Origin of the sequence: Rossellomorea vietnamensis, from assembly GCF_008180615.1 — a bacterium.
GTDB classification, from domain to species: Bacteria; Bacillota; Bacilli; order Bacillales; family Bacillaceae_B; genus Rossellomorea; species Rossellomorea vietnamensis_D.
In genome coordinates, this window is the sequence record NZ_VTEH01000001.1 from 121,377 (window position 1) to 145,669 (window position 24,293).

24 protein-coding genes and 1 tRNA gene are annotated in these 24,293 nt (G+C 40.2%); 6 read left to right on the forward strand and 19 right to left on the reverse strand.

Annotation, left to right across the window (positions count from 1 at the left end; translation table 11 throughout):
- Positions 1-150: 150 nt before the first annotated feature.
- From FZC79_RS00675 to FZC79_RS00690, 4 genes are all read right to left on the reverse strand, one after another.
- Complete coding sequence (locus tag FZC79_RS00675; RefSeq protein WP_148944987.1) at positions 151-330, reverse strand: H-type small acid-soluble spore protein; 180 nt, start codon at positions 328-330, stop codon at positions 151-153.
- 100 nt (positions 331-430) lie between these two features.
- Positions 431-1,009 (reverse strand): GNAT family N-acetyltransferase, encoded by a 579-nt coding sequence (locus FZC79_RS00680; protein ID WP_148944988.1) that lies wholly within the window; start codon positions 1,007-1,009, stop codon positions 431-433.
- Positions 1,010-1,748: 739 nt separating this feature from the next.
- Entirely contained in the window at positions 1,749-2,012 is a 264-nt protein-coding gene (locus tag FZC79_RS00685) for a hypothetical protein (protein WP_148944989.1), read from the reverse strand.
- Positions 2,013-2,096: 84 nt separating this feature from the next.
- Positions 2,097-2,663: a VanZ family protein gene (locus FZC79_RS00690; RefSeq protein ID WP_148944990.1), complete on the reverse strand. Its 567-nt coding sequence runs from the start codon at positions 2,661-2,663 to the stop codon at positions 2,097-2,099.
- Between the two features lie 222 nt (positions 2,664-2,885).
- Between FZC79_RS00690 and FZC79_RS00695 the strand changes: the two genes are divergently transcribed.
- Positions 2,886-3,149 carry a YpbS family protein gene (locus FZC79_RS00695; protein WP_148944991.1) on the forward strand — a complete coding sequence of 88 codons (264 nt, stop codon included), beginning with the start codon at positions 2,886-2,888 and terminating at the stop codon, positions 3,147-3,149.
- Between the two features lie 267 nt (positions 3,150-3,416).
- Here the strand turns inward: FZC79_RS00695 and FZC79_RS00700 are convergent, their stop codons facing one another.
- Positions 3,417-3,854: a Dps family protein gene (locus FZC79_RS00700; RefSeq protein ID WP_148944992.1), complete on the reverse strand. Its 438-nt coding sequence runs from the start codon at positions 3,852-3,854 to the stop codon at positions 3,417-3,419.
- 242 nt (positions 3,855-4,096) lie between these two features.
- Between FZC79_RS00700 and FZC79_RS00705 the strand changes: the two genes are divergently transcribed.
- On the forward strand, positions 4,097-4,891 hold the full coding sequence (locus FZC79_RS00705) for a SurA N-terminal domain-containing protein (protein WP_148944993.1): 795 nt from the start codon (positions 4,097-4,099) through the stop codon (positions 4,889-4,891).
- Positions 4,892-4,947: 56 nt separating this feature from the next.
- On the opposite strand, the gene FZC79_RS00710 is transcribed toward FZC79_RS00705, so the two are convergent.
- The 4 genes from FZC79_RS00710 to FZC79_RS00725 all read right to left on the reverse strand — a co-directional run bounded on the left by FZC79_RS00710 (position 4,948) and on the right by FZC79_RS00725 (position 9,055).
- Positions 4,948-5,427, reverse strand: coding sequence for an 8-oxo-dGTP diphosphatase (locus FZC79_RS00710; RefSeq protein ID WP_148944994.1), 480 nt, complete (start codon positions 5,425-5,427; stop codon positions 4,948-4,950).
- Between the two features lie 52 nt (positions 5,428-5,479).
- Entirely contained in the window at positions 5,480-6,379 is a 900-nt protein-coding gene (locus tag FZC79_RS00715; protein ID WP_148944995.1) for an SDR family oxidoreductase, read from the reverse strand.
- Positions 6,380-6,426: 47 nt separating this feature from the next.
- Positions 6,427-8,319, reverse strand: coding sequence for a selenocysteine-specific translation elongation factor (gene selB / locus FZC79_RS00720; RefSeq protein WP_148944996.1), 1,893 nt, complete (start codon positions 8,317-8,319; stop codon positions 6,427-6,429).
- A 199-nt stretch (positions 8,320-8,518) separates the two neighbouring features.
- Positions 8,519-9,055, reverse strand: a complete 537-nt coding sequence (locus FZC79_RS00725; RefSeq protein ID WP_148944997.1) for a GNAT family N-acetyltransferase — start codon at positions 9,053-9,055, stop codon at positions 8,519-8,521.
- Positions 9,056-9,419: 364 nt separating this feature from the next.
- On the opposite strand from FZC79_RS00725, the gene FZC79_RS00730 reads away from it, so the two are divergent.
- A complete protein-coding gene (locus FZC79_RS00730) occupies positions 9,420-10,241 on the forward strand; it encodes a DUF2935 domain-containing protein (RefSeq protein ID WP_148944998.1) in 822 nt (273 codons plus the stop codon).
- A 116-nt stretch (positions 10,242-10,357) separates the two neighbouring features.
- Here the strand turns inward: FZC79_RS00730 and FZC79_RS00735 are convergent, their stop codons facing one another.
- From FZC79_RS00735 to FZC79_RS00755, 6 genes are all read right to left on the reverse strand, one after another.
- Positions 10,358-10,954, reverse strand: a complete 597-nt coding sequence (locus tag FZC79_RS00735; protein ID WP_148944999.1) for an SCO family protein — start codon at positions 10,952-10,954, stop codon at positions 10,358-10,360.
- A gap of 316 nt (positions 10,955-11,270) precedes the next feature.
- Positions 11,271-12,065, reverse strand: a complete 795-nt coding sequence (gene coaW / locus FZC79_RS00740) for a type II pantothenate kinase (protein WP_187442598.1) — start codon at positions 12,063-12,065, stop codon at positions 11,271-11,273.
- A complete protein-coding gene (locus FZC79_RS22905) occupies positions 12,062-12,361 on the reverse strand; it encodes a hypothetical protein (protein ID WP_187442599.1) in 300 nt (99 codons plus the stop codon). The genes coaW and FZC79_RS22905 overlap by 4 nt, the downstream gene beginning before the upstream one ends.
- Before the next feature lie 418 nt (positions 12,362-12,779).
- Positions 12,780-15,914 (reverse strand): AAA family ATPase, encoded by a 3,135-nt coding sequence (locus FZC79_RS00745; protein WP_148945001.1) that lies wholly within the window; start codon positions 15,912-15,914, stop codon positions 12,780-12,782.
- The gene (locus FZC79_RS00750; RefSeq protein ID WP_148945002.1) at positions 15,911-17,056 is read right to left on the reverse strand and encodes an exonuclease SbcCD subunit D; all 1,146 of its coding nucleotides are present in this window, start codon (positions 17,054-17,056) and stop codon (positions 15,911-15,913) included. The genes FZC79_RS00745 and FZC79_RS00750 overlap by 4 nt, the downstream gene beginning before the upstream one ends.
- Positions 17,057-17,532: 476 nt before the next feature.
- Positions 17,533-18,063, reverse strand: a complete 531-nt coding sequence (locus tag FZC79_RS00755; protein WP_148945003.1) for a hypothetical protein — start codon at positions 18,061-18,063, stop codon at positions 17,533-17,535.
- 258 nt (positions 18,064-18,321) lie between these two features.
- Here FZC79_RS00755 and FZC79_RS00760 point away from each other — a divergent pair.
- Both FZC79_RS00760 and FZC79_RS00765 read left to right on the forward strand, forming a co-directional pair.
- A tRNA-Sec gene (locus FZC79_RS00760) sits at positions 18,322-18,418 on the forward strand.
- Positions 18,419-18,750: 332 nt separating this feature from the next.
- Positions 18,751-19,248 carry a CBO0543 family protein gene (locus tag FZC79_RS00765; protein ID WP_148945004.1) on the forward strand — a complete coding sequence of 166 codons (498 nt, stop codon included), beginning with the start codon at positions 18,751-18,753 and terminating at the stop codon, positions 19,246-19,248.
- A 241-nt stretch (positions 19,249-19,489) separates the two neighbouring features.
- Here FZC79_RS00765 and FZC79_RS00770 read toward each other — a convergent pair whose 3' ends face one another.
- A complete protein-coding gene (locus FZC79_RS00770) occupies positions 19,490-20,056 on the reverse strand; it encodes a YtxH domain-containing protein (protein ID WP_148945005.1) in 567 nt (188 codons plus the stop codon).
- Positions 20,057-20,850: 794 nt separating this feature from the next.
- Positions 20,851-22,179, reverse strand: coding sequence for an ATP-binding protein (locus FZC79_RS00775; protein WP_148945006.1), 1,329 nt, complete (start codon positions 22,177-22,179; stop codon positions 20,851-20,853).
- Between the two features lie 282 nt (positions 22,180-22,461).
- On the opposite strand from FZC79_RS00775, the gene FZC79_RS00780 reads away from it, so the two are divergent.
- Positions 22,462-22,890: a DUF2621 domain-containing protein gene (locus FZC79_RS00780; RefSeq protein ID WP_148945007.1), complete on the forward strand. Its 429-nt coding sequence runs from the start codon at positions 22,462-22,464 to the stop codon at positions 22,888-22,890.
- A 148-nt stretch (positions 22,891-23,038) separates the two neighbouring features.
- Here FZC79_RS00780 and FZC79_RS00785 read toward each other — a convergent pair whose 3' ends face one another.
- Together FZC79_RS00785 and FZC79_RS22910 are read right to left on the reverse strand one after the other, a co-directional pair.
- The gene (locus FZC79_RS00785; RefSeq protein WP_148945008.1) at positions 23,039-23,821 is read right to left on the reverse strand and encodes an undecaprenyl-diphosphate phosphatase; all 783 of its coding nucleotides are present in this window, start codon (positions 23,819-23,821) and stop codon (positions 23,039-23,041) included.
- Positions 23,822-24,040: 219 nt separating this feature from the next.
- The gene (locus tag FZC79_RS22910; protein WP_187442600.1) at positions 24,041-24,205 is read right to left on the reverse strand and encodes a hypothetical protein; all 165 of its coding nucleotides are present in this window, start codon (positions 24,203-24,205) and stop codon (positions 24,041-24,043) included.
- Positions 24,206-24,293 lie beyond the last annotated feature (88 nt).

Here is a 24,293-nt window from a genome sequence, read left to right on the forward strand (position 1 = left end):
TCCTCGGCTTCATAAAAAGCGGAAGCGGCCGTTCACCGTTAAACCAACAAAAAAGGAGAGTCAAAATCTAGGCGATTCGACACTCCTTTTTATGTATAATTGTTAAATTTTCACTCTAAAACAGAACCTGTAAGCAGGTGTTTTTTGCTTTTATTCTTCTATAAGATCTTCTATAGCTACTTGAGACCTTTCTTCGAGCGGACCCCGCAAATGGATTTCGGCCAGTCTTTGATCCTCCAGCAGTTCATCAATCCAGACAGATACTCCTTGATAAGTAACATCAATATCAGCTGAAGAAGACAGTATTTGTTTAACTCTGTTAACGTCCATGTCTCCACCTCCAATTATAATCATGGAAATAGTTTGCCTGGTTCTTTAGCTTTTATTCAAATAATGAAATAAGGTACATCTGCTGTATAATTAAACAGTTTTATACTTGGAAATCAGTTAATACAGGTTGATCCACGACTTCTTGCCATTCTTTACGCAATAAGGAATAAACATACGTATCATTAGAAACACCGTTTTGAAAAATATACCCTCGAAGTATCCCCTCTTTTTTGAAGCCGATCTTCTCAAGCAGCCCGTAGGAAGAGTGATTCTCCAGAAATGTAACAGCTCCAATACGAAATAAATGTAGTTCTTCAAATGCGTAGCGGATGACTGCATTCGCCGCTTCTGTCGTGATGCCGCTCCTCCAATAATCAGGATGAATTTCAAAGCCTATTTCTGCTTTTTTCTGTCCGGTTTGTAAATTATTCAGCCCTGCCGTTCCGATAAATGCTCCAGTATCTTTTAAGATGATTCCCCACCTCATTGATCTTTTGCTTTCGTAGCCTGTCCTAAAAGCTTGAATAATCTCAGCAGCCTGCTCTTTCTTTTTAAGGCTTTCCATTCCATAATATTTCGTAACGCGATCCAAAGACATGACACTGAAATAAGCCTCAATATCCTTCTCTGTAATTTCAATTAATTTCAATCGCTTAGTTTCTAATTCTGGAAATGTCATATGTAACTCCCTTTCTCCACGGCAATATACAATATATGCTAATAAATCCAGCGTTTAAAAGGTGTAGAAATTTGTCGAGAATTAAAATTTCTCATCCCCCACCAAAGTACGAGGAGGACGCGGATAACATAGATACAGTTACTCAAAAAGATAAAATCACATTAACTATGTTCCTAGGATAAGGAGGCACCAATATATTGACCAATTTTTCTTAGAAGGTGCTCTTGCAGAACTAAATCTTCAATTGAGATACACTAACTTCATTCTGCATTTCTTTTCTAGTATTAAACACATTAATACCCACCTGTATTTTAAATATTAAATTAAGATGTTAACGCGGTGAACCACTATGTAATTAGATAAATGAAAAGGCTGTCGAGACATTCTCGACAGCCTGAGAGGCTGGGACAAAACCATAATAAATGCTCTCTTCGCAAAGATTGTGGCTGAGTAAAAAGAATGGATTTCCGCTCCAGGTGCACGACTCCGCGGGGCGGGCGGTGAGCCTCCTCGGCTTTGCCTGTGGGGTCTCACCTGTCCCGCTAGTCCCGCAGGAGGTCGCACACCTTCCGCTCCAATCCGTCTACGTTCAGAAAAAATCGATAAATAACCTTAAAAGCAACATCTTCAAATAGAGCCTATTAAAATGAAAGGACCGCATGAAATCAAGTATAAAACCTTGAACTCATGCGGTTTTATTTTTCTAATATCCCAACTTATGTCCCAGCCTCCTTCTGTGTTACTTCTTTTTTTGAATTCCCTTTGTCACTAGAGAGTTTTCACTATTAGCGAGATAGTTGTCGGGATCAACGCCTTTTGAAGATTTACCACTCTCCAGTTCTTCATTGATTTTCTTATTAGCATTCTCTGTTTTACTATCAGCTATAGACGAGTTTTCTTCTTTATAGAACTCCCCATTCAATTGCTGATTGGCTTTTTGAGCATTGTCTTTATCACTGTACCCGCTGATAACAATTACCTCCTTTGCAATCTGGTGTTCCAATCTTCCTATTCCCGTTTTGACAAGAAATAATCAGCACATTATTTTTACTGAAAAAAGCAATTTGAATGGGCAGGAAAATTCTTACTAGCTTTTGTTCTCATTTCTCCTCCTATAGAATTTGAACACAATAATAAAAAGGAGAAACAGCAGACCTCCAAGCAAAGATCCACTAGTGTTCGTCATCCAATCATCGATATCTGTCGACCGTCCAAGAGGCACTAAATACTGTATCACTTCTACAGTTACTGAGAGCAGACTGCCGGCAAGCGTCGTTTTTATCAACCTCCACTTCCGGTTCCGAATCCACCAAGAATAAAAAAATCCGAACGGTATGAAGAGCACTATGTTAGCCAGTAAGTTCCTGATAGGTATATCCAAATGGGTTCTGTAAACCAGGTTGAGCCTGAGATTATCAAACGGCCGGAAATTGGTATTCCCTTCAAGTGCAACCCCGGGTACAAGCGGAGATAGTGTAATAAGAAATATTCCGCCAATTGATATCAAGGTGAAAAGGACTGGAATAAGATCAGCCCACCTGGCGTCCTCTTTTCCTTTTCGGTTCTTCCATACAAAAACCGCCATCACCAGTGCGGCGGTCACTAGAGCCATAATAGGGATTACCCAACTGAATTGTCTCCAAAGCTGTATCATCTTCAGCCTTCTTTCTACTCATAATACAAAAATTCAATTAAAATTTTCTTAAACTAGTACACTACTTGTTCTTATAGTCGATTACTATTTTCACTGAAAATGAGTTTCTGTTCAAGAAAAATATAATGGATTAGCGATTTTATATGAATTAGTTGCGGTAATCATATTAAATGAGCATAATAAGGATGTGGCTTAAAAGAACGTTTAACAGGAGTGAATAGCATGAATGTACATAAAGCGATAACAAACCATTCAAAAAAGCAAAATGCAATTGCTAAAGAATTTATAAAACTTGATCAGCAGAGAGAGTATTATATTGATGAAGCAGTAAGTCTTTGCCTGAAGGGCGAGCCCTTTACAACTGATAAAATCAACGAAGTTACTAAAAGAATCAATGATGAGGCAAGGCTCGGTATAGTTCCCGAAAGAAAGTTAGTAACTGTACAGATGGTCGAGGAGTATTGTGCTTCCTTAACAAAAAATTAATTCCCCCACTCCCTTTCGTAGGAGAGGATAATGTCCAAGAACACCCAGGAAATCTAGTGAGGGCACAGAAAAAGTCCATTAAAGATCTAAAAGGCAGAATCGCTCTCTTCAAAGAGCGATTCTGCCTTTTTTACTTCAGGTTTTACGAAAAAGTGTAGATTTCCGTTGCAGGTACGCGACTCCTCGGGGCGGGCGTTGAGCCTCCTCCCGCTTCGCCTGTATAAATAGCGGAAGCACCCGGTCAGACCCGACAGGCAAATGGTCTTATTATGAGTTATAAGCACTCAGCATCCAAACATGCTGTTCCAGTGAGGATTTAATTCCAATGAACATATCAGCTGTAGGCTGATCATGCAGATCTTCGGCCGTTTCAATCAGCTTCTTGCTTTCTTTGATGACCTGTTCGAAATCTTCCACCAAGGCTTCCACCATATCCTTCGCATCTTCCTGACAAGTTGCTTCATTTATAGTAGCCGTTTCTAGGTATTTTTTTAAAGTGGCAACCGGTTTCCCTTTCAATGTAAGAATTCTTTCAGCAATTTCATCTATGTATTGTCCTGCTTCATTATAATACTCCTCAAACTTTTCATGTAGAGTAAAAAAGTCCGGACCTGTAACATACCAATGGTAATTATGAAGCTTGGTGTAGAGGATATTCCAGTTTGACAGCTGGTTATTCAGCATCACAATCAATCCGTTTGACATCCTTATATCCCGCCCTTTTCCTAATTTTTATTTCAATTTAATTAAATTCACTCTTATAGCTTTCCTTTTTTCTGCAAATGTTATACACTTGCTCCTAGGTTCAAATTTTGAGAGCCCGGCTAATTGGTGAATGATGTATCTCAGCCTTTATTGCAAGGGACGATGAGCCTATTTTTCATCACAATGGTCTTTTAAGACAATCAATTTTCCAACTAATAATTGGAAGAAAGAGGGGTAAGAAAATGAAAAACAGATGGAAATTGGCAATGCTTACGGGCATTCTTTCACTAGGATTGGCAGCATGTTCCGATAACGAGGAAAATGCTGAGGAAGCAGAAAATAATTCAGATGTTACTGAAGAACAACCTGCAGAGCAAACTGAGGAACAGGCGGATCAAGCCGCTCAAATGGAAGAAATGCAAAAGAAATTAGAAGAACAGCATATTGAAGAAGACAAAACGGTAGCTGTTGTCAATGATGAAGAAATCAAAGGTGAGGCTTACAATAGCCTTCTGACTGAAAGCCAAATGAGCTACCAGCAGATGGGACAAGACCCAACATCAGAAGAGATTGCAGCTCAATTAAAAGAAAGTACGATTGACAGCTTGATAGGCCAGACTCTACTCCTTCAGCAAGCTGAAGAAAAAGGGTACGAGGCTGATGATGAAGAGATTCAGCAAGAGATCGCCACACTCAAGGAAGGCTATGAAGATGAGGCTGAATTTGAAGAAGTGTTGAAAAGCAGCGGTCTGTCACTAGAAGATTTGGAAGCTGAAGTTGCTAAAAATATTAAGTATACTGCTTATATTGAGAATGAATTGACCGTCGAAGAAGTGAAAGAAGAAGATGTAAAAGCCTATTATGATCAAATCGTTGAACAAAATAGCGGATCCGAAGAGGCTGAGGCTCAAATTCCTGAATATGAAGAAGTGAAAGATCGAATCAGACAGGACCTTGAAGGTCAGAAAACACAAGAAGTGCTAGCCGCAGAGGTTGAGAAATTGCGGGAAAATGCATCAATAGATGTGAAGATCTAAAGTTGTGATATAAAGAAAAAAGCCTGTTCTCCCCTTAGGTGGACAGGCTTTTTTCTTTATAGTTCCCTGATAGTCACTTCTGCCTCATTCCGGACGTTTCCATCCCACTTAGAATGTATTTCAAAGACTCCCTCTTTGAAAAAGTAAGGAAGTCTTCTTTGGAACCAAGGCTGCATAGGCAAATCCATGACTTCTTTCTTATTTATCCATATAAGCTTTCCTTCCGGAGGGTCTTCCAGCAGGTCCCCTTCAATATCCTCAGCCAGATAGTTATAAACAATATATCGGTAGTTTTTATGAGGAATGACAAACTCGTCTATGCCTTTGAATTTCATAGACTTGACTTTCAGCCCTGTTTCTTCTCTTACTTCTCTTTCCGCGCCCTCTGCGGGACTCTCAGGAAAATCAATCTTTCCCCCTGGAGCTATGTATCCGGGGAAGCCTTTGTCAGAAGGCCTTTCGATCAATAGGAGCTGATCCTCTTTCTCTATCATCACCATTGTATAAAGCTCAGTCTCATATTCTCTACAATCCATTTCATACCACCCAATCGTATATGTACGGAGGATAGTTCATCCTCCCCTAAAATTATGATTCTACCATCGCTCCTCCATTCACATGCAGAACCTGGCCTGAGACATATCGTGAATCATCGGAAGCCAAATAAACGTAAGATGGCGCAAGTTCAAATGGCTGACCCGCCCTTTTCATAGGTACGTCCAATCCAAAAGACGCCGTTTTGTCTGCAGAAAAACTTGAAGGAATCAACGGTGTCCAAACAGGACCGGGAGCAACCGCATTTACCCTTATCCCCTTGTCAATTAACTGCAGTGACAATGATCTGGTAAATGTGACTATCGCTCCCTTAGTGGAAGAATAGTCCACCAGATCTTTATTTCCACGATATGCCGTAATTGATGAAGTATTGATGATGGAACTTCCACTTTTGAGATGCGGAAGAGCAGCCTTAGTCATGTAAAAATACGAAAAAATGTTTGTTCTGAATGTATCTTCCAGCTGCTCTTCCGTAATATCCAAAATGCTTTTCTGAGGATATTGGACAGCACAGTTGTTCACAAGAACATCAATTTTTCCAAACACTCTGATGGTTTCCTCTACAGCAGTCATTGAGGTACGAGGAGCTCTTAAATCACCGCTGATTGCCAAGCATTTTCTGCCAATCTCTTCAATCCTTCTCTTGGTTTCATGGGCATCTCTATGCTCATTAAGATAGACAAATGTAATATCCGCACCTTCCTTGGCCATCGCATAAGCAGCTGCCCTGCCGATGCCGCTGTCTCCTCCAGAAATGACTGCCACTTTGCCTTTCAGCTTTTCAGAACCTTTATAATGAGGGTTTTCTGAAATCGGCCTGGGTACCATGATGTACTCCAAGCCCGGCTGCCTCGCCTGATGCTGGGGAGGAAAGGGCACAGGAACCGTTTTACTTGTTTGTTTATAGGCATAATAAGGATAAACTGGGTACATTTTTTCACTCCTTTTTACTGTTACCGTACCCTATGCCTTAACCTTTCTTAATGTGCTGCCGATCTCCACTTCCGCTTATTTTCCACCCGGATAGTCAACCCCTGATTATCCAGCGCTTCCAAAAAGGGGATCAAAAACTTCCTGGACAAGCCAAGCGTTTCTTTAGCGTCAGACAATTCAAATTCATTATCTGTATTACCCTGAAGCTTTTTGACGGCTTTATGAAAGACTTCCGCATGAAATGCGAGCTTTTCATCCAGAAAGACGACCATATCCTGCTCCCGAAAATATTGCAGCAGCCCTCCCTGCATATCAGCAGGAATACCTGCATCCGCAAGATAATCAGCCAAGTACTCCGGCTTCATTCCATCCATCCTTAAATGCTCTAATACCTGCTGAGATCTTTTTTCCCATTGAGCAGGCACATGCGGATCAAACTCCGCTAAAGACAAGTAGTGCCCCTTTTGTTTCCAACTCCCCGTTTGCAGGTTTTTCTTTACTGCATAATCCAAAAGGGATTCTTTATATGTACTTCTATTCAATTGCATTAACATCGCTTTATCATATCCCGCTTTCAAGGGATTTTCATCATGATACCCCCTAAGCTGATCGTTCATCAACTGAATGATTTCTTCGAGGACATAGGTCGTTGTCAAGTCACCGCCCGGAAGCTGCAATAAAGTACCTTCCTCCAGCAATTCATACAGTGCGGAAGAAGCTAAAGAAGTTTCTTGCAGGAAATGACTTTTACTTAATACCTTATGTTTCTTTAAAGCATCCTCCGCCCGCTGCAATGGTGTTCCATTCTTTTTTTGCAGCAGTACTTGTATCGTTTCCTCACCAAATTTGTATCGGCCGCCGTTTGGATCAATGATGAATCCTCCGCCGATAGTTTCGGCTGGTGTCGGCCTCCTGAGAATCAGGCGGTCATTTCTTTTCACGACGATGGAATCGTCAAGCCTCAACTGGCAGAGTATTTCCTCATTCCCTGAATCCGCCTCGTTGCGGTCAAAGAAGATGATTTTCCCCATTGTTTCAGAAGTTCCGGTATGCAATTTTATCGGCATTCTTTGTTTAACAGCGTACGCCAGGTCATCAACCAGTTTTAAGCTGATATCTATAGTATCTGTTACGGTGAAAAATTCCGACTTCACTAGTGCATCTCCGCGTTCAGCCTCTTCTTTGGATAATCCTGACAGATTTATGGCCGTTCGTTGACCACCGAACGCTTCAGCAGCTGGTTTATGATGAACTTGAATCTGCCTTGCTTTGGTTTCTTTTCCTGAAGGAAGCAGAAGCAGGGATTCTCCCTCTTTGACACTTCCTTCATAAACCGTACCCCTTACCACCGTTCCTTGTCCTTTTACCGTGAATACTTGATCGATCGGCATGCGGAAATCTCCCGTTATACTTCTGGATGGAAGTTCCTCTAAAAATGCAAGGATTGTCTTCTTAATATCGGATATGCCTTTACCTGACAAACTATCGGCCAATAAGATTGGACTATCTTCAAAAACAGTGCCCACCAATTCTTCTTTGATTTCTTCCTTTGCCAAACTATGTAATTCTACATCAACGTTATCCATCTTGCTTAGTACCACAATTCCTCGATTCACACCCAGAAAAGAAAGAATCTCCAAATGTTCCTTCGTCTGGGGCATAACACCTTCATCAGCCGCCACCACAAGGATTACCAGATCAATTCCTGCTACACCGGCAATCATTTGCCTGATGAACTTTTCATGGCCTGGCACATCAATGACGGAAACCTCCATCTCTTCTGTTTCCAACAGGGGAGCAAACCCTAGTTCAATAGAGATCCCCCTTTCTTTCTCTTCTTTCAGCCGATCCGTTTCTTTATTTGTCAAAGCTTTAACCAATGCCGTTTTTCCATGATCAATATGCCCTGCCATACCTACTGTAAAATATCGTTTTGTCATTCCGTCCACCTTCTTTCTAAGTTGCAGCCTTTCAATGCCATTTTATCTTAATCTTCTGTTGAAGACCAAGAGACCCGCCATCACAACGAGAAGGATAGAGAAAATGATTCCTTTGGAAACATCTCCTTCTAAGAATGTCTTAACCACCCAAATAAAAATAAATATAGTAAACAAACTATCAAACAAAAATAATTTCTTCTTAGTCTTTTCCTTCACTTTCTGCCTTCATCCTTTCCTCAATAAACCCTCCCGGCCGGTACCTTGCCATTCTGTATTCACCGGCATACCTTCCATGCTGTACAATTGTACCTCTGGAAAAACCTTCGTCAATAAAACCGAGCCTCTCATAAAGTTTTTTTGCCTGCAGGTTATTGTCCAAAACCGTTAACTCCACTCTTTCAAGCATCAGCCAGTTATCAGCCATATCAAGCAGCTTCTTAATCAAGGCAGAGCCTGCACCTTTTCCGTGGAATTCTTCATGAATCATAATAAACAGAGTTCCGCAGTGAGACCTTCTTCCTTTTCCCTGATGAAGACCGGCAAACCCTATCACCACTCCATCCTGAACAGCGACAAATTCATGTTGTTCAGGAGCTGCCCCTTTTAAAATATTTTCAAAACGTTCGGCACGTACACTTGGCAATGATACCACATAAGGCATGACTTTTTCCTGAATCATAATTTCCGTAATCTGCATAGCGTCACTCACTCGTACCGGCCTGATTTCAATCTTCAATATGAGTACACCCTCTCTCTATAGTTCTATTTCTAATTCGACGTTCTCACTGCTTTCCCTTTATGCTGGAATAATTTTTAAAAAGGTTGTTGTTTCAATAGTGTTGCTTCCGAATATCTCAGGATTCTAAGGTTTTTCCTCTGATTGGGGAGGGTATTTCTTTTCGTTCTAAATCACCAGATAGTTTATGAAAACAACCTTTATAAAAGCTTTCCAAAAGCATATCATGTCAGAAAAATGCAGCTAGTATTCGACTATATGATTCCTACTTAAGGTACTACTCTTATGAAACAAGAATCCTGCAAGCATATCCTCTTCATTCTAATAATAACTTTTAATATATAACTTAGAACGGAGGATAAATATGCCAGAACAATATATCTCAACCTGGGATGAGCATCAATTTTGGCTGAACATGCTGCAGGACCACGCCTTTTTTGTCAGAGATTACCTTTCTCCTGCCGAAACTAGATACGTTATTGAAGCAGACATGCACATCAGAAGTTTTGAAGCAGTTTTACAGAAGTTACAAACCATCTCTAAAGATGCCCCATGTTCCTCTCCTGAAATGATGGAGCTGGCACAATTCGCTTATCAGACAGCAGGAAAATACTATTTATTTGAAGGAAACATCCTAAATTTGCGGCTGAAAAACGAGATTAATATAAACCTGACACCTACCTACTTTAACGGAACTTTGAACGAAAATGGAGAATACTTAAGGATTCTTCAATTTTTCATGAGGGGCCAAGAACCACCGCCGCTTTCATTGGTTGACCTTTTGTCTTTATGGCTTGAGGACCAGCTGGGGCATGTTGTCCTCCTAATCAGACTGGTCGACGGTATAGAGTTTGATATTATCAGGCAGGCAGACGTTTTGAAGGGAAAGTTCTCTCAGTTTATTGTAAAAAATAATGCAATCAAAGGTTATTTACGATTTCTGCCGGCCAACTCCCCAATTCAAATCCGCTTTGCTCATGAAGTGGCCGGATCTGTAGTGGCATTCAATAATCTTGTGGCTTTAACCTTAGAACTTTATGATGAAAAATCACTCGTTAACCAATCTACCCGGAGATTTCTATTTCACCATTTTCCTGAAGCCTGTTATTTTATGAAAAAAATGTCTCTCTATGCCCCTGAGATTCAGTATCCTCCATGCCAGGTAACTTATCCTCCAGGAAGGTGAGCAGGTTGCGGCAGGATGGAACAGCATGGCGACACCCATAAAATGTATGTTTGATTAAGCAGCACACAAATACAAATAAAGGACTGCTTGTGAGTCAGCAGTCCTTAAAGTAATCCTCATTTATTTCCCTCTTTGATCAACGCTTCAATATCCAAGGCAATCTGGTCAAACGGCACTTCTTCATAACCACTGTAGCTCTTTACCGTTCTTCCCTCTTGATTCACTAAATAGAAGCTTGTCTGGTGGACAACCTGATCTGTATTCGGGTCATCCGCCACAAGAGATTTAAAAGACTTTTCGGCAAATTTTGAAATATGGTCTTGTGTATAACCTGTTACTAGATCCCATTTACTTGTATCAGCATCGTATTTACTGATATATTCCGATAAGGCTTCAGGCGTATCCACTTCAGGATCAACACTGAAGGACACTATTTGGTAATCTTCAATACCCTTTTCTTGAAGCTTCTCTTGAAGCAGGGTCATGTTGTACGTCATTGGCGGACAAACCGTTTCACAGTTCGTGAAAATAAAGTCGGCCAGCCATACTTTCCCTTTTAAATCGTCCAGACTGACTGTTTCATTGTTCTGATTCGTATAACTAAAATCCTGTACCTGCCAATTATGATCAGCTTTGAAACCGCCGTTTCCGCAGGCAGCCAAAAAAGCGGCAGCAATGAGCACGAAGGACAGCAGTACCATCTTTTTAACCAAGGATATCCCTCCACAACACTTTCTTCATATAATTGTTTTCTTAATCTATGGTAGATGAAATGAAGGATTAATACAATCTGTTCCACTAATTATACTTGAAGATTTTGTGAAGAGTTTCGCAAAACCCTTTAGGTCCACCTGCCATTGCCTCCTTGAAGAACTTTTGGAGAATTCATAATCCTACTCCATCAAAGAGAATAATCTATATAGCAGGGTGATGGCACGTAAACACCATGCTTCAGCGCATAAACTGTGATCTAGCAGGGTGAAAGCCAGCGGCTGCAATAATTCTTATCGTTTTCTAACAGTATTTACCTCACAATAAACAGCCCATTGCTCCAGCAAAAGCTCCATGTTTTAAAAAAACTGGATCGTAATTTAATATATCCTGAAATTGTCCAAGGTCTTTCACTAATAAAGGATTTCCTTTCAGCGCTCCCCCTGAAAACACGATTGTTTTGGTTCCCGCCGCTTCAGCTTCCCTTGAGGATAGAAGAATGATATTTTCTGCCACCATATTGATTAAAGACCTCAATGCATCTGCAGGAATCAACTCATCAGTAAAATTACCAGCAAAGTTGGCAGCGGTAAGGTGACCCGGAATGGGAGGCTTCTCGTTTTCGTACAAGTCCTTTACCAGCAAGTCAACATTTTCACGGTCCCCTGATTCTGCCGATTGAATGATGTCCGAAAAGGTATACTGACCGCTCAATAGCCTTCCCAGGCCCATGATGGTTCCTCCTCCCATACCTGTACCGGCGAGGCGGCGCTGCTGGTCCTTAATGGGATTTACAAAGAACAAGGAAGTGCCGGTTCCAATATTAGCTAAAATAAATGGTTCCTTTTTCTTATGCTCTTCATATAGCAGGCTGGCTGCACCTGAACATACTGCCTTAAATTCCGGTATTTCAACCGCATTCTCAATTTGGGTTTTTACTCTGGCGGCCTTTCCTCCAGTAACGCAGAATTGCGAATTGGGGGAAAGCCAGCGAATCCACTGACTTAAGGAATCTGTTTCACTGGAAAGGAAGGTCTTGTAATGTCTTTCCCCTCTTTCTTGATAAACAACTTTAACAAGCGTACCTCCGGCATCAATCCCAATTTTTCTCATGAAGGTGTATCCTTCCTTTTGGAATATAAAAATGCCAAAACAGCTCCATTTAAAACCATGATGACCAGGAATGAAATCAGAAAATAAAAAATACCAGTCCATCTTTCTTCAGAGCTGCTGGAAATGAACGTCCACCACAACGATCCTGACATCAAAATAATGAAATTCAGAAAGGTTCCTTCCAGAAAAGGCTTCTTGTAACTGTTAAAATCCAGCAGGCGCTTGCAGCTCCACAAAAAAGACGCTGCTGCAGCAAGTAAAATGCACAAGATAAAAAAGAACAATACCATCTTCAATGAACCCTCCTCTTCTTTGTTATCTCTATTTCAGTAGAAAATTCTGCCTTCTGCCAATAAAAAGCACTTTCCCGACAAATGGCTGCTCTGCAAGATACCCTTCGATTCTTCTTGGTAAACTTCACCAGAATAGGTAGAGAGCGATATCGTTTTCACTCATGAAAATACCCTTAACTAAAGGCTGTTTTCGCACATATTGTTGCTTTCGGAAGAATCCCAAGAGCCGGATTTTCCACCGGATACTAAGAGTTTTATCTCTTATCGGAGAAGAGCAGGTCTTTTCTTTTCGGTATTACCGTATTTCACCTTATTGATATTGATATTTCTTCGGAATTAGCATCAAATAGCAACAAAGTTTACGAAAGAGCCTGACTAAAAAGGCAAGGAATTGGAAAACGACCAAGTCCTTGCCGCAATGTTAAGCTAAAAACTGAAATCTGGTGGTACTGCCTGTTTGTGAAGAGATGACTTCCAACCGTGCATCAATCCGTTCTTTCAGCTCCGGAACATGTGATATCAGACCGACTAAACGACCACTGCTTTGAATATCCATCAGTGCTTCTATCGCATGGTCAAGAGATTCAGGATCCAGTGTGCCAAATCCTTCATCAATAAACATTGTTTCCAGGGAAACACCCCCAGCATACTGCTGAACAACGTCAGCAAGACCGAGCGCCAGGCAAAGTGCTGCTTTGAAGCTTTCGCCTCCTGAAAGCGTTTTAACATGACGATCCTGTCCTGTATATTGATCAAAGACTAGCAGCTCCAAGCCGCTTTGGACATTCCCTTTACTTCTATCTTTTTTCCTGATCAGCCTGTATCTGCCTGATGTCATTTTCATCAGCCTCTCATTTGCCACCAACAAAATATCCTCTAAAAAAGAGGCCAGGACATAGCGTTCAAATGTCAGACGATGTGCATTTTGTCCTCGTGCCATCTCGGCAAGATGACCGGCAAGGCTGTATCTATTTTCCATATATTTCATCTTCTTGTTAAGTTGAAGGACGTATTCTAAGATCCCTTCATTTTCAGATTTCCTCATTTTCATGGAATTATAGTCTTCGTTCAGACTTTTTAATTCTTCGTTCATTAACGTGAATTGCTGTTGAAGTTCTTCAAGGCTTGGTTCTTCTGAATCCAGAAGAGCTTTTTCGAGTTCTTCAAGCCTGTCCTTCACCGAGCGGACTTCCTCCCCGTAACTGCTCACAACTTTTTCCATTGAACTGATTTCAGATTCGGTTCTTTTCGCTTCCTGAAATGCCCTGTAGCTTTCAAAACCTTGTTCTTCCAGTATTTGCAGAAATTTGTTCCGTTCATCTTCCATCTCTGTTTTAAGCCTATCCACTGCAGCCTGCCTGTCATTTGCTTGGGCTTCATTAACAGAAACGTCTTTACTCAGGCGATTATAGACTTCCTGAGCTTTTTCAAATGATGTTTGTAACAGATTCAATTCCTTCTCGGCTGCAAGCAATGCCTGGGTGAATTTCTCCCTGGTTCTGAGCTCGGGGGGAATGGCCGACCTTCTGCTTTCTAATGCTCCCTTCTTGGCATAAAAATTTTCAGATAAATTCTGTTCATCCTTTGTCAGCTGTTCGATCATCTTGTCCTGCTGCTCGATGAACCTCTTATTCTCTTCGATATTTTCAATAAGAAGCTGGAGCCCGCTAAGCTGCTGTCTGCCTGTCTTTAAATCTGTTTTTTTCGCTTCCATCAGCCTTCTTACCGACTCTAATTCGTTATCGATATGCTCCTCTTTGATCCCTTCAATCATTTCAGTAATTTCACTCAAAACTTCCCGTTTTTGGGTTTGAATCGATGTGTATTGAGCTTCAATCTCATAATAGCTTCTGCTGGATTCATTTGAGCGTTTTTCTTTTTCCGCTGCCATTTCTTTTGCTGCTTTAATATCCTTTTCATGTGGAAGGTCATCCTGCAGGTGTGCAAGAACAGGATGCTGCTCGGATCCGCATACTGGACATGGGTCTCCCTCATTTAGGTTGGAAGCAAGTATACCTGCTTGTGCTTTACTCCATTTACCTTCCAGCCAATTCAAAGTGGAACGGGCATCTTCAAGTTCTTGAACGGCATGCTTTTGCTGTTGGTTCCGCTTTTCAAGATTAAGTTTCAGGAGGGTGCTTTCTTTTGCTATTTTTTGATAATGCAAGAGTAGTTTCTCACTGCTTTGCAGTTCGGAAATCGCTTTTTCTATTTCAAACATCTCTATCCGGAGGTTTTCCAGAGCAGCTTTTCTTTCCTCCTGCTCCTGAAGAATTTTCTTCTTAGCAGACAGGCCTTCTACCGCCTGTTTCATTTCATCCTTCAACCGCTTCCGCTGTCCGTCAAGATTGGAGACCTCATCCTCTAATTGTCCGTAGGAGAAAACATCTTCCCGCAGGCTTTCCAGGGAATTGACCTTCTTTCCTGCTTCTTTTCTCTTCTCTTCCTTTTTCTGCTCTTGCTCCCAATTCTCACGGGCAGTATGCATACTCTCCGTTAACTCACGCTGTTGAATGTGGAGCTTCTCTAATTCTTGTTCTACCGATTTCAATTCACGATTCAACCTATGGCAGTATTCATCCTGTTTTAACAGCTTGTCTGCTTGATGAGCTTTTTTGATTTCGGCCTTCAATCGTTCTATATCTTCTCTCTTATTTACAAGGGTTTGTTTTTGTTCTCTAAGGACTCTCCTCTTCTCAAACTGTTCTACCAGTTTCTGCGCTTGAACGATTTGTTTTTGAAGCTGATCTCTATCTTTCTGTTTATTATCAAAGAGCTTGTTTAATTCACTCAGTGCCTTATTCATATCAGTATTGTGATATTGAAGTTTTTCAATTATTAATGTGTCGTTTAGGGGTTCCTCCAGAAGAAGCTCCCTTAATGCTTCATTTTGTTCAGGGTGTATACCCAGCAGATTTCTCGTTCTGTCTTCCACCGCTTTTTCAACATCTCTTTTTAAAAGATCACTTTCTTCTTTTAATTTATCCTGGATGTTTTTATAAAACTCTGTATGAAAAAGCCGTTGAAGAATCGCTTCTTTATCTTTGCTGTCAGAAGTCAGAAGCTTGCGGAACTCTCCCTGCGGAATCATGAGAATCTGCCTGAACTGGTTTGCATCAAGCTGAATGATTTCTTTTATTTTTTCATCGACATCTCTGACGTTCGCCGCCAGCAGCTTTTTCTCTCCGCTTTCATCGATTGAATAAAACTCTGCTTTTGCGTTGACAGTTGTGAACCCTTCACCACGCGCTTTCTTTTTTTCCTGTTGAGGAGACCTGGTAATGAGGTACGTCCTGCCCCTTAAGGAAAAAGTCAGAGACACTTCAGTCAAGTCGTTGTCATCTGCAAATTGACTGCGGAGATCGTTGCCGTTCCTGTCTTCTCCCGATGCTTTTCCATAAATGGCAAAGGAGATTCCATCAAAAATGGTTGTTTTTCCAGAGCCTGTTTTTCCGGAAATGACAAACATCGTTCTATTCTCAAGAAGCTGAAAATCAATGGTTTCGGCAGCAGGGTAAGGCCCGAACGCCTGCATGGTCAGTTGTAATGGTTTCATTTCTTTTCAGCCTCCCTCTTCGCCTTCTCAATGACATTGATCATCATTTGTTTCTTCTCTTCAGAAAAATCAGAAGTGGTCATTTCATTGTAAAACTGCTGAAATAGTTCCAACTCTGTCTTTTTCTCATCCTTGACTGTAGAATAATTCTCTTTCCTTCTTAAATCGTATTGTTCTACTTTTTTTTCTAAATGAAGCACATTTGGGTATACCTGGCGCAATTTATTGATTGGGTCGATGAGGGCTCCCTCATCATGCAGAGTCACTTTCAGAAAGTCATCTGTTTTTTGATCGTTGAAAAAATGGGGATCTAAGAGCTCTTCCATAAACCCTTTTATCTCACGCATGTCCTGTTTGGGTGTTAAAGTTTTTTCTTCTATCGAAATATTTCCTTTTGAATCGATTTCAACAATTGAAACAGCCTTTCTCTGTTTAGCTTCAGAAAAAGAGTATTTTAATAGTGAACCAGAATACTTCACTCTAGTGTGCTTGATGGCATCCGGGCTATGAAGATGTCCAAGGGCAGTATAATGGAAAGGATCAAATAATTCTGAGCCTACGCATCCTGAACCTCCCACAGACAAAGTTCTTTCAGAGTCAGAGGTTTTTCCGCCAAGAACAAAGGCATGGCCTACGAACACCTGGGGCAGTGAAGTATCCATATTCTTTTCGATTTGACCAACAAGTGCCTGCATGGCATCGTGATGGGAGTGAATGGAATCATCTTGAAGAAGCTGGCGGACGATTCCAGGATCTGCATAAGGGATCAAATGAAAATGAATACCATCAACTTCTATTGGAGTAAAATCATTCGTTAGTTTTCCTTTTAAATATAAACGGCTCTGTTTATACCAAGACGTACCAAAAGACAGCCTTTCAGCGCTATCATGATTTCCCGATATAGCTATTACCGGGATTTTCAACTCTACATTGATTTTGTATAAAATCTCATCAAGCAATTCCACAGCTTCTGTAGGCGGTACCGAGCGGTCATATAGATCACCGGCGATAACCACGGCGTCAGGCTGTTCATCTTCTACCAATTGAACGAATTGATATAAAACTTCCCGCTGCTGTTCAGTCATATAGATGCCGTGAACCAGCTTTCCCAAATGCCAGTCGGCTGTATGTATAAACTTCATCAAAATCACCTCTCCGAACAAATATTCTATTCGTATTATATCAGAGATTCTCAGATGTTTGTTACACTTTGATAGGTTGGCATGAATTAACGGAGGAAACTACTGTAATGTCGTTTCTCTGATTTGGGAGAGTAATTTCCTTTCTGTTTGGCAGCCTATCTACTTCACTCGCGAAAGCTTGTATTAGGCCAGTTCTCACCGAAACCCGGTTTAATAGTTTTATACGCTTATAAGAAAGTTGAAAAAGCCTTACCCTTTAAAAGCTATATGCAGAAGGCTGTTTTCGCATATTCCTATAAGAGATAAAACTCTTAGTATCCGGGGGAAAATCCAGCTCTTGAGATTTTTCCGAAAGCAACAAATTTTCCTCTCTTGATATTTCTTCTTCGGATTTAGTATCAAATAGCAGCAAAGTTTATGAACAGAGCCATAAAAAAAGGATTGCCCCTTTGGGAACAATCCTTTTACGCCTTTAATTAGCCGTTAATATCATTGCTAAGAGAAGATTTAACCAGTCCGGCTTCTTCAAGCAAGCTGCCGATTTGCTCTTCAGCTTCTGTAAATTTTTCATTAGCCGCTTCAAAGTTTACTTCTTCATTTTGCAGTTCTGCAGCTTTCATATCATAAGATTCGGCAAGTGTAGATTTGAACGTTTCTAATTCTTCCTCGAACTGAGAAAGCTCTTCAGAAACTTCCATCCCTTGTACTGCTTCACTTGATGCAGCCGCAGATGCAGCCGCGGCTTCTTTCATTTCAGCACTCGGAGCTTCTTCTCCACCCATAGCTGCTTCAAAATCATTTAATTCATTATCTACTCCATTAAGAGTACTTGTCATATTCAAGTAAAAATCCATCATTGCTCCGGATACATCAGCAGTTTCTTCCGTTGACTCAGTTTCTTCTGCATTGTCTGCACTATTATTGTCCGCCGCATTGTTTTCTCCATTGTTTGAACAACCTGCAACCGCTAACAAAATAGCTAATCCTAACCACCATAATTTTTTCATGTTCTTCATCCTTTCTGAATTGCCCATGTTGAATAGTTTTCCGGCAAGATCTGTGCTGCTGCCCATGCAGCTCCACAAGTTTCAGCCGATAAGTATCTTATCATGGGAATATCAGGCAGGTAAAGGAATTGTCCTTCATTTCCCTAAAGTTTAAATCTTGGAAATTTTGTATTATTTCTGAATAAAAGCACCCAATACTTACTGCTTGAAATTCTTTCTGAAATTCTCCATAATAGAGAATGCTGATATAACTTCTGTGGGGCTGATTGTGTTGCTGGTGCATGCCTCGGTCTTCAAAACCGCTTGGGAGGCGCGTGCCGTCTCCGCTGGGTTCGATTCCCAGGCAGTCCCGCCAAATTCAACTACAATATCTTTAAAATATGTTATGTCCTTAGAGATATCCTCTAAGGACATTTTAATTTGTAAGTTAGTCCCTGCTTTTCTTATACATCCGATAAGCTGCAAAGAATAAAATAACCCCAATAATAATGCCTGATAAATCCACCAGCAGCCCCATTGATCTTTCCGCCTTTCTATCCTCTTGTTCACATGAAAATGTGTACTGCTTTTTGTATATTTTTCCGAAAGAAGCAGAAATTAAATTATACAAGCACTAAGATTTTCCCATAAAAAGATTGCTTTTACCATATGGTTTCGAATATAAAATCTTACAATAGGGGGATTAGGGTGAAAAAGAGGAATGAGAAAAGGATTTTAATCTTTTTACTGGGTTTCGGGCTACTTTCCTTCATGAATATTCTACGAAAACCACCTATCAAGGACTGGCTGATTATTTTCCTGGTAAAGGGGTATATTTCTTCTATTTTAGATAAGTTTGTGGTTAAGAAGGGTTATATAAAATATCCTGTAAGATTGATCCATATATTTGATACAAGCTTTATTTTTGATTACTTACTATTTCCTATTACCTGTGTTTATTACAACCTGGCCACTTATCAAAAAAACTTTAAGACCATTTTTATTAGAGTCCTCTATTTCAGTGTTCCTATGACTATCGTTGAACAATGGCTGGAGAGGAAAACCAATCTCATCGAATATAGGAAAGGCTGGAGCTGGATATTTACTTTTATATCTTTGAATATCACCTTTTTAATGGTGAGGGGAATTATCTCACTAGTGAGAGTGAAAGCAGAGAGTGAAGATAGTAAATTTCAGAAGTATTAATTCTATGATTTCTCACGGCTTTTGCAACAGCTGTCTTGCAGCAGCCATTTATTCTTTCTGTTAGTCTCTTTACTTGAGATTTGCTTCTGTCTCTTAAACGTTTTAAGTACATTCCTGGAAATTAAAAGGACAAAGATGCTCTCCCGAATTTGAGAGAGAGAACGCCTCCATTACAGACTTTTAAGTTTTTCCAAAAGCAGCTCAATTTGAACAGTAAAAAAACCGGTAAAAACCGGTTTTTTTATCCAAGCTGTCCTGGTATTTTTTTGTCTGAACTGTTAGAAGTAGAAGAAGTGTTGTTAAACCCTGTACTGCTGTTCGAAGTTGACCTGCTATTCACGCTTCCGCCAGTTTGATTGGAGCTTTCATCCATTACTTCTTCCCCAGCTTCCTTTACCTTTCCGCCGATGTCTTTAAGGTCTGAAGTGGCTTCTTTAGCAGTTGAAAGGATTTCTGTGGATTCTTCCTTAACTTGATTGACTTGGCCAATAATATCTCCATTTACCTTTTCATACAGATTTTGAGCATCATTGATAGCTTCTTTCAATACGGATTGAGCCGAACTTAAACGATCTTGCAGGTCACTTTTTACACCTGATGGATCATTTCTTACTTGGCCAACCATGTCCATCGTGGAGTCTTTCATGTTTTTCGTATTGGAAGTCACCTTTTGTCTTGTAGTAGAGTCCAGCATTGCTAATGCTCCGCCAACTACCGCTCCCAATACCATTCCTTTTACAAGTTTTCCATTCTTCTCTTCTTCGTTTGATGATACATTTGTGTTGTTATACGATACTGTTTGTGTCATAAAAAACATCCTCCTAAGCAATATTTATATATGGTCTTAGTTTTTTCTTTCCCGATATTTTTCATTTTAAACTTTAAGTTCCTGCACATACTTTGGGAAATATTTCCCAAATTTAAAAGATGTGATATTCTCACAAGGCCATTGAACAAGTCTACCAAAGACACTTTTAACTACAGAATCGTGTCTTTCCCGCTTCCGATGGTATGAAAGAGTGTTGGTTTCTATTCAAGATGCCCACTCCACTTGGGTTTATGCCTGGATGAAATGGGCTTTATTTTGAAAGCGGCCTGTTATTTACACAATTGGATACCCGGCGGTTAAAACAAGGAAACTTTTTTCCCTTAATTTCAAATTCAAGCCCATTTTTTGGTGAATAGAGGAACTATTTTTCCTTAATTGATAAAAAGGCACATTTAACTAATGTATTAAGTTTAATAAGGGAAATTTATTCCCCTATTTTAGCTCTGCTAAGTGTTTTGTAGTAAACAAGGGAACTTTTTTTCTCTATTTATTACCCAAAATACTGAACGACATGGTTAAGTGCCACCGGTCACTGGATTTAATCAGAGTCTTTCCATCGATTAGATGAAAAAGGACCCTTTCAGCTCCCGCTGGCAAAAGTTCCAAAAATCATTCTATGACTTATGTAGTAAAGAGAGAAGCATATACATTGCTTCCAAAGAAAAAAGTCAACTTTTCTCCCTATTTAAGGAAGGGAAAGTTGACTTTATCTTTGATTATTACAAGGCAATTAAATTCGGCAGGTAGATTTTCAGTGCACTTGTTCTCACAGCTTAAACTTTTTCTTTTGTTCCTTCTTTTGCTCTCTTTGATTTTTTGGGGAGAGCAGCAGGCAATGTTAAATCAAAAGTAGTTCCTTTTCCTTTTTCACTTTGGACATGGATGGATCCGTGGTGATCTTTCAATATTCTGAGACACACCATGAAGCCAAGTCCAGTTCCCTTCTCTTTTGTTGTATAAAAAGGCTCACCAAGTTTATTTAAGGTCTTCTCATCCATGCCGTTTCCTTCATCCTGAAAGGTCAGCAGTACTTGTCCATTGAGTTCATTTGCCGATATGTAGATGTTGCCGCCCTCAGGCTGTGCTTCAATGGCATTTTTAATCAGATTGATAAACACCTGTTTGATCTGATTTTCGTCACATTTTATAAAAAGCTCCTTTTTCGTGAACTGCTGGTGGATCGAAACATCGAATAACGTAGCATTAGTCTGCAATAAAGCTGTAACCTGCTGAAGAATATGGAGGACATTTTTCTCCTTGAACTGGACCGCCTGCGGTTTTGCGAGCATGAGCAATTCGCTTAAAACCATTTCAATCCTCTTAATTTCCGCAAAAATTATGTCCAAGTAATATTGATTTGTATTAGAATCAGATTTCATTAGTTGAAGAAAACCGTTTATGGCTGTAAGAGGGTTTCTAACTTCATGTGCGATTCCCGCAGCCAGCTGCCCGGCAATCGACAGCTTTTGAGATTGTACAGCAAGGTTTTCATTTATTTTCATAAGCTCTTCTTCTGCATAAACTCTATGGGTTATATCTGAAATAGTGCCTATCGTTCCCTTGAAGACACCTTTGTCATCATAATTAAGTTTGATATGAAGTTCCGCCCAATAATTCCCGCCGTCTTTCGTTCTATACAGTACCTCTACCTTTGTACTGCCTGCCTTTTCTTTAATGCTTGTCCTGATTATCGGCAGAACTTCATGGCGCTGCTGTAAAGGTAAAAAATGGAGAGCATTCGCATTTATACTCTCATTGACCGAGTACCCCGAAAAACTCTCCCAGGCTGGATTAAGAAATTGAAATTGTCCTTGGGAATCAGTGCGAAACACCACCTCGTCTATTTCCTCCAGAACAAGGCTCATCTCATCAGATAACGTACGGTACTTCTCTTCGCTTTCCTTCAGCTGTTCGAGGTTTCTTTTATGGCGGTCATAATAGCCGCCCAGCCAAACTGCCGCTCCTAAAATGAGAATGGTATACACAATATCGACCACTAGGTTAAGATCGTTCTCCAATACAATATAAAAGATATAATCCCAGGCAACTACAAACAAAGCCACCGTAATAAAAGATGTTATCCGACCTTTATATCGACCCATTTCGTCACCCTTCGATTCATTCTTATAGTAATATCCTAATTTTCGCACAATTATCTTAAAAACAGTATACCATCTCTTGAAGAAAAAGGAATATTTTACTTGTGAAAAGTTTTAGAATTCTCTTTAGCCCTTAAAGCATAAAGAGGGACTGCCCCTCATTATGCTTTAAGGCATTAACCCAGCAGTGACGGCTTTTTCAAACTGCCTCTTGCCACTGCCCCTCCGCTTGTCTATAATGAAAGACGATAATTGGCTTTTACAGAAATTTTGAGGTGAAAAAACATGCAATTAGAAGGCTGGTTTTTAATCTTCATCCTTTTCTGGGTAGTTGTCCTCATTTCCTTGTTTGCAATCGGCGGTTTCTTTATGTTCAGGAAGTTCTTGAAACGCATGCCGAAAGAGGATGGACGATCTGATTTGGACTGGGAAGAATATTATGTCAATAAAACGTATACGTTATGGGGTCCTAAAGAAGTTGAAATTCTCAATGAATTGGTATCTCCAGTTCCGGAACTTTTCAGAGATGTTGCCAAACAAAAAATCGCTGGAAAAATCGGCGAGCTGGCTCTGAAAGAAAAGGCTTCTTCCATATCACAGGAGCTGATCGTCCGCGGATATATCATGGCCACTCCCAAAAGGGACCATAAATTTCTTAGAAAAAAACTGGATGAAATGAATATTGATGCTGCACCTTATGAACATCTATTCTAAGATTGCGGAAAGGAATTTATTTTAATGAGTGTCATTTTAATTATCCCCGTCATTTTTTATTTAATCTTCTTCGGGGCAGGTCTTGTTATCTATAAAAAATATAAAAAGCAAAAAGGCTGAAACAGGAATTTCTGTTTCAGCCTTTATTTTATAATAAAAACAAGGCAACAACCGCTGCCAGGGCAAATCGATAATAAGCAAAAGGAGTCAATTTCACTTTGGATAAGAGTTTTAAAAATGACATAATAGCAATCAATGCTACTATGAAAGCCGAAAAGAATCCCGCCATGAACATATCAATATCAGAAACTGATATTACTTCATAACTCTTAGCTAAATCCAGTCCGCTGGCCGCAAACATCATGGGTACTGCCACCAAAAAAGAAAACTCAGCAGCTGTTTTATGATTTGCACCGCTTAAAATCCCCCCTGCTATGGTCGCCCCTGCTCTTGAAAACCCAGGAAATAAGGCAAGACATTGAAACAATCCTATTCGAAACGCCTGCTTGTATGTCAATTCATCCAAGCTTTCGGTTAGTACACGCTGATTTTTCTTCTCTGCATAAATAAGCAGCACACCGCCTGCCGCAAGAGCAACGATCACCGTCTGTGGTGAAAACAAGTATTCTTTAATCAGCTCATGCAGCAACAATCCGACCACCACCGCAGGAAGCATGGCAAAAAGAATATGAAGGACGTTAAGGCCTTCCTTGAAATTAAATTTCAAAATCGACAGGACTCGTTTCCAATAGTAAACTACCACAGCCATAATAGCACCAAGCTGAATAAAAATACTAAAAGTCTTTTCCTTCTCCCCAGTAAAATCAAGAAAATGACCAGCCAGAATCAAGTGGCCAGTGGATGATACTGGCAGAAACTCAGTAAGTCCTTCAATAATCCCCAATATAATGGCGATAATGATTTCATTCAAATGTTCCATCTCCTACAATTTTTATTCTTCCTGATGCCGGTTAAGAGTATATGTATTCTTACCGTAACTCTATTTTAATTGGTATCAGCCTATACAAAATGAATCTATTAAATTGCTTTATACGATCTCTCAGCTGCTGCTTTATCCACCTTCTTATCCAGGTTAACAATATATCTCCTTTAATTGTATTTCATGATATACTGCTTCTCACAATACTATCTAAGTAATATTACTTCGAAGTGATTCTGCTGTAAAGATAATTTTTACCGCCCATATACTGTTCCGTAAACCGGCCATCTTCTTCGATTTTGGTAACTGTTCGGCCAGATTATCTTCTTTTAGCTGATTCTCATTTCTGCTCACTTCATCTTTATTGAACCCCATTAATAGCTCCCGCCTCACCACGGGATAGCCAGGATTTCCTTAAATCAACAAAAAACCGGCAGACTGCCGAGAGTGACAGGTACCGGTT